The organism is Frankia sp. EI5c, from assembly GCF_001636565.1.
In the GTDB taxonomy this organism is placed as follows: Bacteria; Actinomycetota; Actinomycetes; order Frankiales; family Frankiaceae; genus Parafrankia.
On sequence record NZ_LRTK01000082.1, the window covers coordinates 15,645 to 32,153 of the forward strand.

Consider the following 16,509-nt stretch of genomic DNA (forward strand, 5'->3'; position numbering starts at 1 on the left):
TACGCATTAGAGGTACGGGAATGCCGACAGTAACGGTGATGGAGCTCACATCAATCCTGTCCGAACCCTGCCCCGGATGACCGTCGGCAAGCGCTCTACCTGCGTAGACGCAAAGATGATCCACTCCAGCATGACAAGTCCCCGCAGGCCGGGACCCCCTCGACGAGACGACAGGGGGACCACGCGGCCCGGGCTCGTGCGATCTGAGCCACACCCGCCGCATCGGCTGCCCCATCTGCGATCCCGACATCCTCCAGAGCCCCGCGGGTGAGCAACACCGTCGCCCGTTGTGTGCAGGTCGCGTGCAGGTTCGCGATCCGGAGCGAATCCGCGGACGCACCTGTCACCGCCGGGAAAGACGTTTGACTTCCGCCGGTCTTCCCCGCGCACCCGCTCAGCGCTCACGGGGCCCCGCAAGCACCCGGCCCGCACCGGAACACACCCCGACCCGGCGCGCGACTCCTCCGGAGCGGGCCCGGCAACTCCCCGACGGACCGCGGGTGGCCGGGTCACGCGGCCGGAAGCGCGCGGAGCACCGCCAACCACGGCCAGCCCGGTTCCAGACAAAAGGACTAAATGGGCATTCCGTACAAGGAAGTCGGGCCGCCCGGGACGGACGACACGCCGTCATGAGGCCTCGGGCCACGGCTCTTCCCGAGTTACCGACACCAACTCGCACCGCGGAACCCGTTCCGGGATCCCACTCATCGCGCGTATTGGATCCAAAATATGTCAGGCCGCCCGGGTTGTCATCCGGCATACACCGTCTGATCGGGCATAGTGTGAGCAGAGATCCGATGCGGCACCGAGGGGTGCACAGACCGCATGCCGGAAACCAGCTCGCCTGCCGCCCCAGCCGCACCAGAGCCAGCCGCGCCAGAGCCAGCCGCGCCACAGCCAGCCGCGCCACAGCCAGCCGCTCCGGCCTCAGGTGCTGCCACGGCCCGGCCACAGCGCCCCCCACGGAACCGGCTACTCCCAGCCGGCCGGCGGCCCGGCCGGGGCTAGCTGACCAGCCGGGTCAGCAGGGCACGGCGCCCGAGGGGCCACCGGTCGCAACCAGGGCGCTCGTACCGAAGCGCTCAGGTGTCCACCAGTGATCCCAGGCGCCCCTCGCGGCCCGAACGGCACGTCGTGTCACGGTAGGCCTCTTTCGTGACGTAAGACCCACCTTCCGTAGCGGAGACGGTCCGGGTAGGTGCCGACCTGGGCTGATGCACGTCGCATCACTTTCGCCTCCACCACCGGCAGGCCAACGTGGACGCAGAGGACACAACCACGCGGGGACGACACCACGCCCCTGGCCCGCCCCCGGGCCGGCCACCACCCCACCTGGACGGTCCGGGGCCAGCAGGTGCCCGGCGCCCAGCGGAACCGAGCCCTGAAGAAAAGGAAGAGGAGCGTTCGCGGCGATGACTCTCGGAGAGCTGCTCACCTCGGTCGGAGTCGGCCACCTGGTCGCCCTCCCCGGCTCGCGGTCCGCCCGGGCCCTGCCCCCGGGAGCCACCAGACCCCGGCTGGTCCCCGCGCCGGACGAGACCTGCGCGCGGCTGCTCGCCACAGCGGCCGCCGAGCTCGGCGACGGGCTCGGCGCCTACTGGGACGGTACGGTGCTCACCCTGCTTTCCAGCGGGGCCCGGCCGGCAGCGGCACACGCGGGCCGGGACCTGCCCGAGCACCCGGGGCACCCGGGGCACCCGGGGCACCCGGGGCACCCCGAGTCTGCGGTCCCGGTCCCGGTCTCGACGCCGGCGGAGTTCCTGCGCGCCGTCGAGTCGGCACGGCTTGCCGGTGCCGGTGAACTGCGGCTGCGGCCGCATCCGGACTTCCTCCTGAGCTCCCCCGCCCCGGAAGGCGAACCGCACCGGGAAGGAGGCCCGCGCCCGCCGGGTGACCAGGCCGCCGGGGACCACCGAGGCCCGGCCGGCGACCGGCCGGCACGTGCCGCCGCACCGGCCCCCTCCTGGCCCCCGCCCGCCGACGGCACCGGGCTGCCGGCCGTCCCCGCGGAGCGGGCCGGCGATCTCGCCGAGCTCATCGGCCAGCTCGCCGCCCGGGACGCGGCACCGCTCACCCCGGCCCGCGCGGCTGTCGACCTGGCCGAGACGCTGCCCGCCGACGGTGTCATCATCGCGGCCTCCGGCCAGGCCGGGCCCTGGTTCGGGCATCCGGCGGCGCCGGCCCGCGGGGAGGCACGTGTCCTGCGGTCCGGTGGCGGCCCGGTCGCCGTGGCGGGTGCGCTGCTGGCCGGCCGGGAGGGACGTCCCGCGGTCGCGGTGGTCGACGAACCGCCGGTCGGGCCCGCGGCCACGTTGCTGCATCTCGCGTCCGCGCTGGACGTCGATCTCCTCGTCGAGGTCTGGGGGCGCCGGGGTGGCCTCCGCTCGGCCGCCGACCACCGGGAGCGACTGCGCGCCGCGTTGCGGGGGCGCGGCGTCCGGGTGATCGAGGTCCCGGTGGATTTCACGGCCACGAAGCTTCTTGTCGACGTCCTCGCCCACCAGGCTGATCCACGAGACTGAGCCGCGGTGCCGATTCACGCAGGGCTCACGCACCGGGCGAGTGAACCGCGACTGAACATTCCGCTGGCAACTTCATGCCAATTTCTTTTGGGGTAGTTGACTACATCAGACGATTCAACTCAGCTCTCCGGCACTGACCCCGATTGGTCGGCGCGGAGGCGGGGCACACCGCAGGCGTGACCCGCCAGGTACCGCGCCAACGCTCCGAGCGCCCAACGCGCCCACAACCGTGGTGGCGCTCGGCCGGCTCGTGGGGCGACCGCTGGACCGGAGCGCCGCCAGCCGGCAGCGCCCTGGGCCTGCGCCGCGCGCTGGCACTGTTCGGCCTGGTGTTCTGCGGTGTCACGGCCGGCCTCAGCGCGGCGGCCGGGCAGGTCGGGCCCGCCGTCGCGCTGGCCGTGATCGGGCTGACCGCCCTCGTCGACCTGGTGGTCATCCACCGTCGCACGGTCTCGGCTCGGCGGGACGGGCGCCCGCGCTCATAAGGTGAGGCGGATCCCGTCGGTGCGGGCGCGCTCGCCCCTGACCGCGCCCCGCCCCTGCCGACGGACCCACGGCGGAGAGCGGAGCGGCGCGGATGGCACCTGGGCTCCTGGCCGCGGATGCGAGCTCCGAGGCCGCGATGCGCCGCGGGCTGCGCCGGATGCGCGGCATCGCCGCCGGCCTGCTCGCGTTCATGGTCACCGTCTACATCATCACCTGGCGCTGGGACGCTTCGGGCGCCCCCGGCTGGGTCGGCTATGTGGCGGCCGCCGCCGAGGCCGGCACCGTCGGCGCGCTCGCGGACTGGTTCGCCGTCACGGCCCTGTTCCGGCATCCGCTCGGGCTGCCGATCCCGCACACCGCGATCATCCCACGCCGCAAGGACGCCCTCGGGCGCGGGCTGCAGACCTTCGTCGGGACGCATTTCCTCTCCGAGGAGGTCGTCCGCGAGAAGCTCGACCAGCTCGGCGTGGCCGCCAGGGCGGGTGAGTGGCTGCGGCGCCCGAAGAACGCCGAGCGGGTCACCACCGAGATCTCCACCCGCGCCGCCGCCATGATCGCCGGGATCGAGGACGACCTCGTCCGCGAGCTGGTGGAGAAGACGGTCCTGCCTCGCCTGCTGGAACGGCGCTGGGCCGGGGCCCTCGGGCTCGCACTCGACCGGGTGGTCGCCGAGGGCACCCACCACCATCTTGTCGACCTGCTGGTCGGTGAGATCGAGAACTGGCTGAAGGCCAACCCGGACACCGTCCTGCGGGTGGTCCGCGAGCAGGCCCCCTCGTGGTCTCCGAAGTGGCTCGACGAGGCGGTCGCCGCCCGCGCCTACGCCGAGGCGCTGCGGTTCGCCGCCGAGCTGCGGGCCGACCGCGGGCACCGGCTGCGCCGCGCCCTCGACACCTTTCTCCTCTCCTTCGCCGACAGGCTGCGCACCGACCCCGCGCTCGGCGAGAAGGTCGAGGCGCTCAAACGCCGCATCGTCGCCCACCCCGAGGCCGACCGGGCGGTGACGGCGATCTGGATGACCGCCCGCGGTGTGCTGCTCGACCTCACCACCGATCCGGACGGAACGGCCCGCACCAGGGCCACCGAGGCACTGACCGCGTTCGGCGCCCGGCTGGCCACCGAGCCCGCCCTGGCAGCCACGGTGGACCGCACCGCCGCCGACGTCGCCACCCGCGCCGTCCGCCGGTACCGCGAGGACATCGTCGCAGTGATCGGCGACACGGTCTCCCGGTGGGAACCGGACGACGCGTCCCGCCGCATCGAGCTGCACGTCGGCCGCGACCTGCAGTTCATCCGCATCAACGGCACGGTCGTCGGCGCGCTGGCCGGGCTGGTGATCCATCTGCTCACCGAGCTCCTGCTCTGAGCACCGCGGCGCGCCGGCGCCCGCACGGCACGTGAGCCGACGAGTGGTCTGCGTCATCGACGGGCCGGCCGGGGTGGGAGCATGAACGTCGCAGGCCCCGACGATCCTGGAGACTGGGTGCAGCGCCGACCGGAGCAGCAGTCATGACGACGGACCGCCTCGACGACACCGGTACCTGTGCCCACCCGGGCAGTGACACCGGCGGCGGCGGCACCGGCGGCGGCGGCGCGGGGGTCGCCCGGGCCGTCGTGGCCGGCGCGGCGGGCCCACTCACCCTCACGGTCATCATCGGCCTCATCTGGGTCGGGTTCGTGGCCCCGATCGCCCACTTCGACATCGATGTGTTCCTGCGCGCCGGTGCCGCCGTCGGCGACGGGCAGGACCCGTATCCGCCGCCCGGCACGCCCGAGGTGTACTCCGGGTTCGCCTTCGTCTACCCGTACCTGATGTCGCTGCCGTTCGTTCCGCTCTCCGCACTGCCGGGAGCGGACACCGTGTTCATCGCGCTGTCGGTGGCCGCGCTCTTCGCCGCCTGCCGCCTGGCCCGGGCGGGCTGGTGGACGTCCGCCCTGGTGCTCGGGGCGTCCTGCACCATCACGGGGCTGCAGATGGGCACCCTGAACGCACTGCTGTTCCTCGGTCTGGTGGCCCTGTGGCGGCTGCGGGACACCCCCGTGGGCGCCGGGGCGGTGGCCGCCCTGCTGGTCTACAGCAAGCTCTTCCTGCTGCCGGTCGTGCTGTGGCTGGTGCTCACCCGGCGGTCCCGGGCGGCGGGGTACGCCGTCGCCGCGCTGGCCGCGCTGTTCGCCGTCGGGGAGATCTACAGCCCGGTGCGGGCCGGCACCTATGCCGACATGCTCGGCGTCCTGGCCCGCGAGGAGGCGCCGGACGGCCTGAGCCTGACCGGCCTGCTGATGAACACCGGGCTCGGCGCGGGCACAGCGGCCTGGGCCGCCCGGGCCGCGGCGGGCCTCCTGCTGGTCGGATGCGTGGTCGTCGCGCGGCGGTCCGGGCGGGCCGCCGGGGACGGGCTGATCTTCGCGGCCACCGTGGCGACGGCGCTGGTGGCCTCCCCCATCGTGTGGAGCCACTACCTGCTGCTCCTGGTGGCTCCACTGCTCGCCATCACCCGCGGCTCACCGGTGCCGCCGGGTGACCGCCGAGCGCGCCATCCCGACCGGCCGCTCGCGGTGTTCACCGCCGGCAGCTGGCTGCTGGTCACCCCGCATCTGAGCACGCCGGCGGAGCTGCTGGCCGCGGCTGCCATCCTCGCCCCGCTGGTCGCCGTCCCGCTCCTGCGCCCGGCTCCCCCCGTTCCCCCGACCAGCGCGGCCCGGCGCGCGACGCTGGTGGCGCTGGCGGTCACGGGCATCGGAGCCGCGCTGTGGGCCACGGCCCGCGTCCACGGGGACGACCAGCGGGTGATCGGCGCCTACGGGGCGCTCGTCGGCACGGTGACGCTGCTGGTCTGGGCGTGCCGGCGATCCGGCACGTCCGGGAGCACAACCGGGAGCACGGCCGGGAGTACGAGCACGGCCGCAACGCCCGCCGCGGGCGCTCCGCGCACCCGAACGGGCCGGATGCACCGCCGGTAACAGATGCCCGCCAGGCATGGGCAATCAGGCCGACACTCACGTCTCCATGGTCATCGGCACAGGAAATGGCGTCCGGGCGACCTCGAACCGCAGTTCGGTGGTTCAGCGGGCCGGATGTGACGCAGAACGTCCTCCCCGGATGGTTAACCACACACCTCACGGCCCCCGATCACGCCCCGGTCCGGGGTAACGTCTTACTGTCGGCGTCACCGAGGGCAACCACCCTCGGAGCGAAGACAAGATCTCTGGGACTTCCGGTCAGATTGGCCGGATGTCCGAAGGTCGGTGCGAGCGCCATGGCGGTCCGAAACCGCGGTTGGGTCCGGTCGCGTGAAAACCGGCCGCCCCCTGGCCGCCGGATGACACTTTCCGCGTTCGTGAACTACGCCGCATGGCGCGTGGAACCGACGTGGCGTGTGTTCTGTCGGCCCTGACCTGATCGGCGGATCCCCTGACTCAGCCCCGCAGCACCCAGCCCAGCACCGCCCACCGTTCGGCCCGTCCCTCCCGGGGCGGCCGCACCCGCCCCACCGGGCACGGTCGCGGTGGACCCCGTCCCGCCCAGTTCCGAGGCGGTGAGCGCCCGGTCGCACGTCCGGCACTCACCACCCGTTCCCCCCGCCCGCCGGCCGAGTCGTTCGCGGCGGCCGGCCTCCCCCCGAAGCTCGTGGCGGCGCTCGCCGACCGCGGCATCCACGGGCCCTTCCCCGTCCAGGCCGCCACCCTGCCCGACGTGCTGGCCGGCGAGAACGTGCTCGGCCGGGCCCGCACCGGCTCCGGCAAGACACTGGCGTTCGGCCTCCCGCTGCTCGCCAGGCTCGCCGCGACCGGGCCCGCCCGGCCGCGCCAGCCCCGCGGGCTGATCCTCGTCCCGACCCGGGAGCTGGCCCAGCAGGTCAACGATGTGCTGGCCCCGCTCACCCGGGCACTCGGGCTGTGGATGACCCCGGTCTACGGCGGCACGTCCATCAGCCGGCAGATCTCGGCGCTGCGCCGCGGTGTGCACCTGGTCGTGGCGACCCCCGGCCGGCTCACCGACCTCGTCGAGCGCGATGCCTGCCTCCTCGACGAGATCGAGATCACCGTGCTGGACGAGGCCGACTTCATGTGCGACCTCGGGTTCCTCCCGGCGGTGAAGGCGCTGCTGGACATGACGCCCGCGGAAAGCCAGCGGCTGCTGTTCAGCGCCACGCTCGACCGTGAGGTCGAGGTCCTCGTCCGGGGCTATCTGCCCGAGCCGGTGCTCGTCGCGGTGGACCCGGAGGTGTCGCAGGTCTCGACCCTGGCGCGGCACGCGCTGGAGTCCGTGGACCGGATGGCGCAGCTGCGGCTGGTCACGGCCCTGGCCGCCGGTGCCGGACGGACCCTGGTGTTCGTCCGTACCCAGCGGGACGCCGACCGCGTCGCGCAGACCCTCACCGAGGCGGGCGTCCCGGCCGAGCCGCTGCACGGCGGAATGCCCCAGGGCGCCCGCACCCGGGCGCTGGCCGGCTTCACGGACGGCTTCTACCGGGTCCTGGTCGCCACCGACGTCGCCGCCCGCGGCATCCACGTCGACGGCATCAGCCTGGTGCTGCACCTCGGCCCGCCCGAGGACGCGAAGACCTACCAGCACCGCGGGGGCCGCACGGCGCGTGCCGGTGCCGACGGCGCCGACGTGCTGATCACCGTGCCGGCCGAGCGCGGCAAGGCGCGTTCCCTGCTGCGCGCGGTGGGCGTACCGGCACAGCCGGTACCGACCCTGCCCGACGACCCGATCGTCACCGAGCTCGCCGGTCCGCCGGCGCCGCCGGTCGACCCGGCCACCATCCAGGCCCGCCGGCGCGAGAGCCGACGGGACAGCGGGCGCCGCGACGGCCCCCGCCGGGACGGTGGCGGCGGTCGGCGTGAAGGCTCCGGCCGGGATGGCGCCCGCCGCGGCGGCCCCGGCGCACGGGTGGGCGGCGAGCGCGACGCGACGCCGCGCCACCGCCTTGACGGGCACCGCCCGGGCCGACCGGCCCGCGGCCTGACCACCACCCGTACGGCCGCGCCCGCCCCGGGCATCTGAGAACCGGCCCGGGCCCCAGCGGCCCGGGCCGACCACGAGACCGCGATCGGTGCCCGCGGCGCGGCGGGCCCACCCGCGACAGTGCCCCGGAACGCTTCAGGCGTTCCGGGGCACTGGTGGTTCTCGGGAACATCACCCGCGGATGCTCCGCGTGGTCACAGCGAGCGCGAGACGCCCAGTCGCAGCCGGTTCGGGTTCGCGACCGACCCGAAGCTCAGCTCCCCCGCGGAGCTCTCCGCGAGTTCGCCGCCATCCGCCGGCGCCGCCGGGACCACCTCGAGCTCGAGGGACGCCACGGACCCCGGCGTGGGGTCGACCGACTCGTCCTGATCCATGCGCAACACCTTTCGAAGAGTCATCGAATCGACACTGGATACGAAAACGGTATCGAGCGGGCGTGGCGGCCAGGCGGGGAGGTGTCGGCGGTCACAGTGACGTCGGTCGGCATCACTCTTCGGCGCCACAGTTCGGGCGGGCGCACCGCGGCATCAGGCATGCTCGTACACGCCGTCCGGGGGCACCGGGCCGGCCAGGGGTCCCCGGCCTGCTGGCTGACCGCGCGCATCGGGCCGGCCGCAGACAGCGGGCCTGGTCGAAGGCTCCGGGGCTCCCCGCGGGAAGGAAAGCGTTGACCACTCCGCCGGGAGACGCCGGCACCGCCACGGCGCGGGCCTTCACCCACATCACCGGCTACCTCGCCGAGCTCGGCTCGCGGCCGGTCGGCGCGACCGCCGGCTACGAGCAGCTGCGCGCGCGGCTGGAGATGCCGCTGCCGGCCGGTCCGACCGACCCGGCCGAGGTGGTGGACGCGCTGGCCGCCGCGGCCGGGCCCGGGCTGACCGCCACCGGGTCGCCCCGGTTCTTCGGCTACGTCATCGGCGGGGTGCTGCCGGCCGCGCTGGCCGCGGACCTGATGGCGGTCGCCTGGGACCAGAACGCCGGCCTGACCAGCCTCTCCCCCGCGGCGGCCGCCGCCGAGGCGGTCGCGGGCCGGTGGGTCAAGGAGCTGCTGGGCCTGCCCGCGTCCGCCTCGGTCGGCGTCACGACCGGAACCCAGATGGCCCACGTGACGGCGCTGGGCGCCGCCCGGCACCGGGTGCTTGCCCGGCACGGCTGGGACGTCGAGGCCGACGGCCTGCCCGGGGCGCCGCCGGTGCGGGTGTTCGTCGGCGCCGCCCGGCATGTCACCGTGGACGCGGCGCTGCGCCTGCTGGGCTTCGGCACCCGCCGGGTGAGGGTGGTGGCCGCGGACCGGGCCGGGCGGATGCGGCCGGACGCGCTGCGGGCGGCACTCGCGGGCGGCTCCGGCCCGGCGATCGTGATCGCCCAGGCCGGCGAGATCAACACCGGCGCCTTCGACCCGATGCCGCGGATCTGCGCGGTCAGCCGCGAGCACGGGGCCTGGGTGCACGTCGACGGCGCGTTCGGGCTGTGGGCGGCGGTTTCGGGCTCCGCGCGGCGCCGCGCGCTGGTCGCCGGCATCGAGCAGGCCGACTCCTGGGCCACCGACGGGCACAAGTGGCTGAACCTCGCCTACGACTGCGGTATCGCGATCGTCGCCGACGAGCAGGCGCACCGGGTCGCCATGTCGACCCGGGCCGACTACATCACGCACGCCGGCGAGGGTGAGCACGAACCGCTGGAGTGGACACCCGAGTTCAGCCGGCGGGCCCGCGGCTTCGCGCTCTACGCGGCGCTGCGCTCACTGGGCCGGGCAGGGCTGACCGACCTGGTGGACCGCTGCTGTGAGCACGCGCGGCGCTTCGCCACCGCGCTGGGCAGCCTCGACGGCGTCACGGTGCTCAACGACGTCGAGCTCAACCAGGTCCTGCTGCGGTTCGACGACGACGACGCGACCACCGCGGCCACCACCGCCGGGGTCGTCGCGGGCGGGGAGGCCTACGTCTCCGGCACGGTGTGGCGGGGCGCGGTGGCGATGCGGGTGTCGGTCTGCAACTGGCTGACGACCGAGTCGGACGTCGACCGTGCCGTCGCGGCCATCGCCGCCGCGGCCGCCGCGGCCCGCTCCCGCGCCCGCGCCCGCGCCTGACCGCGGCCCACCGGAGCGGCGCGAGCCGGAGCGGCGCGAGCCGCGTGTCAAGGCGCGATGGCCCCTCCGGTGGCCTTCACGTGGACACGTCCGTAGGTTCCCGAGGCCCGCCCGACAGGCCGGGCTAGGCTGCATCAATGCCACCGGGCGAGCGCCACCGGCCGACTTCACCACCGAGAGGAACAATGACGTCACCGTAGCAACCGGAAACAACCGGAGAACAATCGGGCGGGCGGGTTATCCGATTCTCGTCCGGGTTTTCCGTGCGCCGCCGTGACCATCCGTTCCCGTCCGGATGCCGCCGGCCGCCGCCCGCCCCGCATCCGGGCTCCCCTCCCCACCAGCTTCGACCGGCGTGCCCTCCGCGCGCGGGAAGGTCCGACGACATGGCGAACTCCTTCGTCCACCTTCACGTTCACACCGAGTACTCCATGCTCGACGGAGCGGCCCGGTTGAAGGACATGTTCTCCGAGGTGTCCCGGCAGGGGATGCCGGCCGTCGCGATCACCGACCACGGGTACATGTACGGGGCGTACGACTTCTACCGACAGGCCACGGCGGCCGGCGTGAAGCCGATCATCGGCTGCGAGGCGTACGTCGCGCCCGAGTCACGCCTGCTCAAGCAGCGGGTGCGGTGGGGTGACCCGAACCAGAAGAGCGACGACGTCTCCGGCGGTGGCTCCTACACCCACATGACGATGTGGGCACGTAACTCCGTCGGCCTGCACAACCTTTTCCGGCTCAATTCCCGGGCCTCCATCGAAGGCCATTACATCAAATGGCCGCGCATGGACGCCGAAATCATCGCCGAGCACTCCGAAGGGCTCATGGCGACCACCGGCTGCCCGTCCGGGGAGGTGCAGACCCGGCTGCGCCTGGGGCACTACGACGAGGCGCTGAAGGCGGCCGCCAGGTACCAGGAGATCTTCGGCCGCGAGAACTTCTACTGCGAGATCATGGATCACGGCATCGAGATCGAGCGCCGGGTCCGTGACGGGCTGGTCGACATCGCCCGCGCACTGAACATGCGCTTCGTGGTCACCAACGACTCGCACTACACCTACGAGTCGGAGCGGGCGACCNACTCCGCACTGCTCTGTGTGCAGACCGCCTCGACGGTGGCGAACCCGACCTTCCAGTTCGAGGGCTCGGGCTACTACCTCAAGAGCGCCGAGCAGATGTACGCCATCGACACCTCGGATGCCTGGCGGGAGGGGTGCGAGACCACCCTGATGATCGCCGAGCGGGTCGACCCGGCCGGCATGTTCGCCAAGCACAACCTGATGCCCCGCTTCCCCGTCCCCGAGGGTGAGACCGAGGAGTCCTGGTTCCGCAAGGAGACCTGGGCGGGTATGGCCCGGCGGTTCCCGGACGGGTTCGACGAGGAGCACCGCGCCCGGGTGGAGTACGAGCTCGGGGTCATCCTGTCGATGGGCTTCCCGTCGTACTTCCTCGTGGTCGCCGACTTCATCATGTGGGCCAAGGGCCAGGGCATCCCGGTCGGCCCCGGCCGTGGCAGCGCCGCGGGCTCGATGGTCGCCTTCGCCCTGGGCATCACCGACCTCGACCCCATCCCGCACAGCCTGCTGTTCGAGCGGTTCCTCAACCCCGACCGCGTGTCCATGCCCGACATCGACATCGACTTCGACGAACGTCGGCGTGGCGACGTGATCCGCTACGTCACGGAGAAGTGGGGCGACGACCGCATCGCGCAGATCGTCACCTACGGCACCATCAAGGCGAAGGCCGCGATCAAGGACTCCTCCCGGGTCCTCGGCTACCCCTACGCGGTCGGCGACCGCATCACCAAGGCCATGCCGCCAGCCGTCATGGGCAAGGACATCCCGCTGTCGGGCATCTTCGACCCGAAGCACCCCCGTTACAGCGAGGCCGGCGAGATCCGCGGCCTGTACGAGTCCGACGCGGACGTCCGCAAGGTCATCGACACCGCCAAGGGCCTGGAAGGGCTCATCCGCCAGGCCGGCGTGCACGCCGCCGGCGTGATCATGTCCGCCGAGCCGATCATCGACCACATCCCGGTGTGGCGCCGCGACGCCGACGGCGCGATCATCACGCAGTTCGACTACCCGACCTGCGAGACGCTCGGCCTGCTGAAGATGGACTTCCTCGGCCTGCGCAACCTCACCGTCATGGACGACGCGGTGCGCAACGTCGAGGCCAACCGCGGCTTCCGGGTCGACCTGATGAGCCTGGAGCTCAACGATCCGGCCTCCTACGAGCTGCTCGCCCGCGGCGACACCCTCGGGGTGTTCCAGCTCGACGGCGGGCCGATGCGCTCACTGCTGCGCATGATGCGCCCCGACAACTTCGAGGACATCTCCGCCGTCCTCGCGCTCTACCGGCCCGGGCCGATGGGCGCGAACTCGCACATCAACTACGCGCTGCGCAAGAACGGCCAGCAGGAGATCACCCCGATCCACCCCGAGCTCGCCGAGCCGCTCGCCGACATCCTGGGTACCACCTACGGCCTGATCGTGTACCAGGAGCAGGTCATGGCCATCGCGCAGAAGGTCGCCGGCTACACGCTCGGCCAGGCCGACCTGCTCCGCCGGGCGATGGGCAAGAAGAAGAAGGAGATCCTGGACAAGGAGTTCGGGCCGTTCTCCGACGGTATGAAGGCCAACGGCTTCTCCGCCGAGGCCATCNAGACCCTCTGGGACATCCTGGTCCCCTTCTCCGACTACGCCTTCAACAAGGCGCACACCGCCGGGTACGGGCTGGTCTCCTACTGGACGGCCTACCTCAAGGCCAACTTCCCGGCCGAGTACATGGCCGCACTGCTCACCTCGGTGCGCGACGACAAGGACAAGAGCGCGATCTACCTGAACGAGTGCCGGCGGATGGGCATCCGGGTGCTGCCGCCGGACGTGAACACCTCCGACGCCGACTACACCGCCCACGGCGAGAACGAGATCAAGGTCGGCCTCGCCGCCATCCGCAACGTGGGTGTCAACGTGGTCGAGTCCATCGTGCGTAACCGGAAGGCGAAGGGTCGTTTCGCCTCCTTTCCCGACTTCCTGGACAAGGTCGACGCCGTCGCCTGCAACAAGCGGACCGTCGAGTCCCTGATCAAGGCCGGCGCGTTCGACGCCCTCGGGCACACCNGCCGGGGTCTCGTCGAGAAGCACGAGCAGGCCATCGACGCGGTCATGGGCGTGAAGAAGAAGAACGCCGAGGGCCAGTTCGACCTGTTCGCCTTCGACGGCGAAGGTGACGCGGCGGAGGCCGCGCCCATCTTCGGCGTCCAGGAGTTCTCCGACCAGGAATGGGACAAGGCCCTGCTGCTCTCCCTCGAGCGGGAGATGCTCGGCCTTTACGTGTCGGACCACCCGCTGCTCGGCGTCGAGCACATCCTCGCGGCGAAGGCGGACTGCGGCATCGCATCCCTGAACAGCGGGGAGTACCCGGACGGCTCGGTGGTCACCATCGGCGGGATCATCTCCAGCCTGCAGCGGAAGGTGACCAAGCAGGGCAAGCTGTGGGCGCTGGCCACCGTGGAGGACCTGGAGGGTGGCCTGGAGGTGATGTTCTTCCCCGCCACCTACGAGACCTGCTCCACCCAGCTCGCCGAGGACGCGGTGGTCATCGTCAAGGGCCGGATCGACAAGCGGGAGGACACTCCCCGCCTCGTCGCCTCCGACCTGACCGTGCCCGACCTGAGTGACCATGCGCTCAGCCCGCCGGTGGTCATCACCCTGCCGGCCTCGCGGGTCAACCCGCCGACGGTAGACCGGCTGCGCGAGGTGCTCGGTGACCACCCCGGGACCACAGAGGTCCACCTGCGCCTGCAGTCGTCGAGCCGCACCACCCTGCTCCGGCTCGACGACGCCTACAAAGTCCAGCGAACCCCGGCCCTGATGGGCGACCTCAAAGCCCTGCTGGGTGCCTCCGCCGTGGCCTGACCACACCGGCGCGCGTGGGCTCGGCAACCCACGCGCGCCGGGCGGCATCCGAACGATTCCTCAGTAGACGGTGGGCCAGCCTCCGCTCCAGCCGATCAGGTTGACTCCCAGCGTCTCCCGTCCCCCGGCGCCCGCGTCGTAGTAGTGGTAGACGAGGAGCGTGCCGTCGGTGTCGCGCAGCACGCTCTGCCCGCCCGGCCCGACCACCGCGCCGTGGGTTGCCAGGACCTCGGTACCGCCCCCGTTGCGCAGCGGCACCCCCGCCCGGTCGAGATACGGCCCGTTCGGGTTCGCCGAGCGCCCCACCGTGATCCGATAGGTGCTCGAGGTGCCCCGGCAGCACAGGTCGTGGGACGTGAACAGGTAGTAGTAACCACTCCGGTAGACAATCTGGGGTGCCTCCACCGCGTGCGGGTCAGGCGGGCGGTGGGCGAGGTGGTATCGGGTCGTGTCGGCGGCCAGCCGCTTTCCGGTGGCGGGATCTATCCGGATCATGTAGATCCCGCTCCAGAAGGACCNGAAGGACAGCCACCATCTGCCGTTGTTGTCCACGAGCAGCGACGGATCGATGGCGTTGAAGTTGCTCGACCTCGTGGAGTTCACGACGATTCCCCGGTCGGTCCAGCTTCCGGGCAGGCCGGTGGTGGACGTCGCCAGCCNGATGGCGGAGTTGTTGCTCCCGAAACTGGAGGCCGAGTAGTAGAGCCAGTACAGCCCGCTCTGATAGGAGACGTCGGGAGCCCAGACGTCACCGGAGCTGTTGTAGGAGTACACCCAGGACGGCACCGTCGGAAACGCCCGCCCCAGGAGGGTGAAATTCACCCGGTCGCTGGAGAAACGGGTCTCTATGCCGTTGTGGGTGGAGTAGAGCAGATAGCCGGAGGAGGTCCGCACCATGGACGGGTCGTGCACGGTCACGTTTCCGGTCACGCGACCGGGTGCCGGGTAGGCCGCCAACGCCGGGGAGCCGGCCGCGACCGTGGCGTACACCACCACCGCCACCGCAACAGTGATCTTCCGCCAGCACGGTAATCGCCGCCTGTCGCCGAATCTCATGCGTACTCCCCGCGCTCAGTTGACGTAGGTGATGTTGGAGCTGGAGTAACGGCAGTATGTGCCGTCGGCACCGCTGCCGTTGGTACGCGGCTCGTCACCGTCGTCGTTGCCGATGTACTTCTGGCAGACGGTGAGCTTGCGGTTCGGGTCGTTGATGACGGTGACGCCGGAGAAGGTGGCCGTGTCGCCGTAGTTGGTGTTGATGCCGGCGAGGCGGTTGGCGGGGGTGGTCACCCAGACGTTCTGGAAGACGACGTGCCGGGTGTACTGGGTGGAGCAGTTGCCGCAGGAGCGGTAGGCGGTGCCGATGTTCTGGAACTGGAAGTTGCGGACGGTCAGCGTGCCGGCGCCGTTGTGCTGGAAGACCTTGTCGGCGGCCAGCCGAGCGCCGCCGCCGTCGACGAGGAAGGCCGGCGAACCGCTGCCGCGGAAGGTCGCGGCGTCCTCGCCGACGTCCTCCCACCACACGTTGCGCAGGGTGCAGGCGCCGGCGCAGTGGATGCCGTCAGCGGCGGGGGAACCGAGGATGACGTTCTGGAGGGTGGCGCCGGCGGCGAGCTTGAACAGGGGGTCCTGGCCCTCGTCCTGGCTGCTGCCACCGAGCGCACCGGTGCCGTAGTAGCGGCGCATGCCGCCGTCGAAGGTGCCACTGACCGAGATGGAGCTGGAGACACCCTGACTGCCGCTGGCACTCGGCCAGCTCGGCGGGGTGGTGCCGCTCCCGCCGCTGCCGCCGCCCACCCGGACCAGCTGCCACTGCTGGTTGTCGCCGCCCCAGTTGTCGTACTGCACGACGTCGGCGCCGTTGGCGGTGGAGGCGTTGCGCACCTCGAGCACCCGGCCGCTGTGGCGGTTGATCAGCTGGACGTGGCCGCCGGAGGTGTCGGCCAGCCTCCACTGCTGGTTGGCGCCGTTGAGATCGGTCCACTGGACCACGGGCGCGAGGTTCGCGGTGGACCACTCGTAGACATCGAGGACCTTGCCGGAGTGCCGGGACTTGAGCCGGTAGTAGCCGCCGCCGGAATCGACGAACTGCCACTGCTGCCAGTACCCGTCGTTACGGGGCCACTGGGCGATGCGCGCGCCGTTGGCGGTGGCCCGGTCGTACACGTCCAGCGCCTGCCCGCTGTTGCGGTTGACCAGGACGTACCAGGCGCTGGTGTCCACCGTCGCCGCGGACGCCGCCGGCATGTTGAGCACCACCGCCGTACACCCGACCACCATCATGCTCAGCGCCGCGGCGAGGGCGCGCAACCGCCGGAGGCGTCTGCGTAACGGGGCGGGAGAGGCCGCACCTCTGGCTTTCATCGTTCACTCCTCAGACGGGAACCACCCGGGATCAGGACTGACACGCTCCGGGTCGTGCATACCGCTCCNCTTTCACTGGGGCCGACGCGCCGGGGCAGACGGAGGAGAAGTGGCAGGGGCTGCCAGGAACAGCCATGGCCGCAGAACCAAACA

10 protein-coding genes and 5 pseudogenes are annotated in these 16,509 nt (G+C 72.0%); 10 read left to right on the top strand and 5 right to left on the bottom strand.

Features of this window, described 5'->3' with window-relative positions; translation table 11 throughout:
• Positions 1 to 1,412 precede the first annotated feature (1,412 nt).
• The 5 genes from UG55_RS22620 (at position 1,413) to UG55_RS22640 (ending at position 8,019) form a co-directional block, all read left to right on the top strand.
• The gene (locus UG55_RS22620; protein ID WP_066072787.1) at positions 1,413 to 2,522 is read left to right on the top strand and encodes a hypothetical protein; all 1,110 of its coding nucleotides are present in this window, start codon (positions 1,413 to 1,415) and stop codon (positions 2,520 to 2,522) included.
• 176 nt (positions 2,523 to 2,698) lie between these two features.
• A complete protein-coding gene (locus UG55_RS22625) occupies positions 2,699 to 3,007 on the top strand; it encodes a DUF6343 family protein (RefSeq protein WP_066072824.1) in 309 nt (102 codons plus the stop codon).
• 92 nt (positions 3,008 to 3,099) lie between these two features.
• Complete coding sequence (locus UG55_RS22630) at positions 3,100 to 4,374, top strand: DUF445 domain-containing protein (protein WP_066072789.1); 1,275 nt, start codon at positions 3,100 to 3,102, stop codon at positions 4,372 to 4,374.
• A 143-nt stretch (positions 4,375 to 4,517) separates the two neighbouring features.
• Positions 4,518 to 5,969 (top strand): glycosyltransferase 87 family protein, encoded by a 1,452-nt coding sequence (locus UG55_RS22635; protein WP_083987095.1) that lies wholly within the window; start codon positions 4,518 to 4,520, stop codon positions 5,967 to 5,969.
• Between the two features lie 667 nt (positions 5,970 to 6,636).
• Positions 6,637 to 8,019 carry a DEAD/DEAH box helicase gene (locus tag UG55_RS22640; protein WP_199865226.1) on the top strand — a complete coding sequence of 461 codons (1,383 nt, stop codon included), beginning with the start codon at positions 6,637 to 6,639 and terminating at the stop codon, positions 8,017 to 8,019.
• Positions 8,020 to 8,174: 155 nt separating this feature from the next.
• Here the strand turns inward: UG55_RS22640 and UG55_RS29640 are convergent, their stop codons facing one another.
• Positions 8,175 to 8,354 (bottom strand): hypothetical protein, encoded by a 180-nt coding sequence (locus UG55_RS29640; RefSeq protein ID WP_066072791.1) that lies wholly within the window; start codon positions 8,352 to 8,354, stop codon positions 8,175 to 8,177.
• A 293-nt stretch (positions 8,355 to 8,647) separates the two neighbouring features.
• Between UG55_RS29640 and UG55_RS22650 the strand changes: the two genes are divergently transcribed.
• The 5 genes and pseudogenes from UG55_RS22650 to UG55_RS42220 form a co-directional block, all read left to right on the top strand.
• The gene (locus UG55_RS22650; protein ID WP_066072793.1) at positions 8,648 to 10,069 is read left to right on the top strand and encodes an aminotransferase class V-fold PLP-dependent enzyme; all 1,422 of its coding nucleotides are present in this window, start codon (positions 8,648 to 8,650) and stop codon (positions 10,067 to 10,069) included.
• A gap of 386 nt (positions 10,070 to 10,455) precedes the next feature.
• A partial coding sequence (locus tag UG55_RS42205) for a PHP domain-containing protein (protein WP_242424956.1) occupies positions 10,456 to 11,151 on the top strand: 696 nt, incomplete at its 3' end.
• 1 nt (position 11,152) lies between these two features.
• Positions 11,153 to 12,735, top strand: a pseudogene (gene dnaE, locus UG55_RS42210) (DNA polymerase III subunit alpha); the annotation flags it as partial.
• Position 12,736: 1 nt separating this feature from the next.
• Positions 12,737 to 13,194: pseudogene (locus tag UG55_RS42215) on the top strand (DNA polymerase III subunit alpha); the annotation flags it as partial.
• A gap of 1 nt (position 13,195) precedes the next feature.
• A pseudogene (locus UG55_RS42220) lies at positions 13,196 to 13,992 on the top strand (OB-fold nucleic acid binding domain-containing protein); the annotation flags it as partial.
• A gap of 60 nt (positions 13,993 to 14,052) precedes the next feature.
• On the opposite strand, the gene UG55_RS42225 reads toward UG55_RS42220, so the two are convergent.
• The 4 genes and pseudogenes from UG55_RS42225 to UG55_RS22665 form a co-directional block, all read right to left on the bottom strand.
• On the bottom strand, positions 14,053 to 14,510 hold a 458-nt coding region (locus UG55_RS42225; protein WP_242424957.1), incomplete at its 5' end, for an arabinan endo-1,5-alpha-L-arabinosidase.
• 1 nt (position 14,511) lies between these two features.
• A pseudogene (locus UG55_RS42230) lies at positions 14,512 to 14,651 on the bottom strand (arabinan endo-1,5-alpha-L-arabinosidase); the annotation flags it as partial.
• Between the two features lies 1 nt (position 14,652).
• A pseudogene (locus UG55_RS45690) lies at positions 14,653 to 15,048 on the bottom strand (family 43 glycosylhydrolase); the annotation flags it as partial.
• A gap of 15 nt (positions 15,049 to 15,063) precedes the next feature.
• Entirely contained in the window at positions 15,064 to 16,356 is a 1,293-nt protein-coding gene (locus tag UG55_RS22665; protein ID WP_242424958.1) for a pectate lyase, read from the bottom strand.
• Positions 16,357 to 16,509 lie beyond the last annotated feature (153 nt).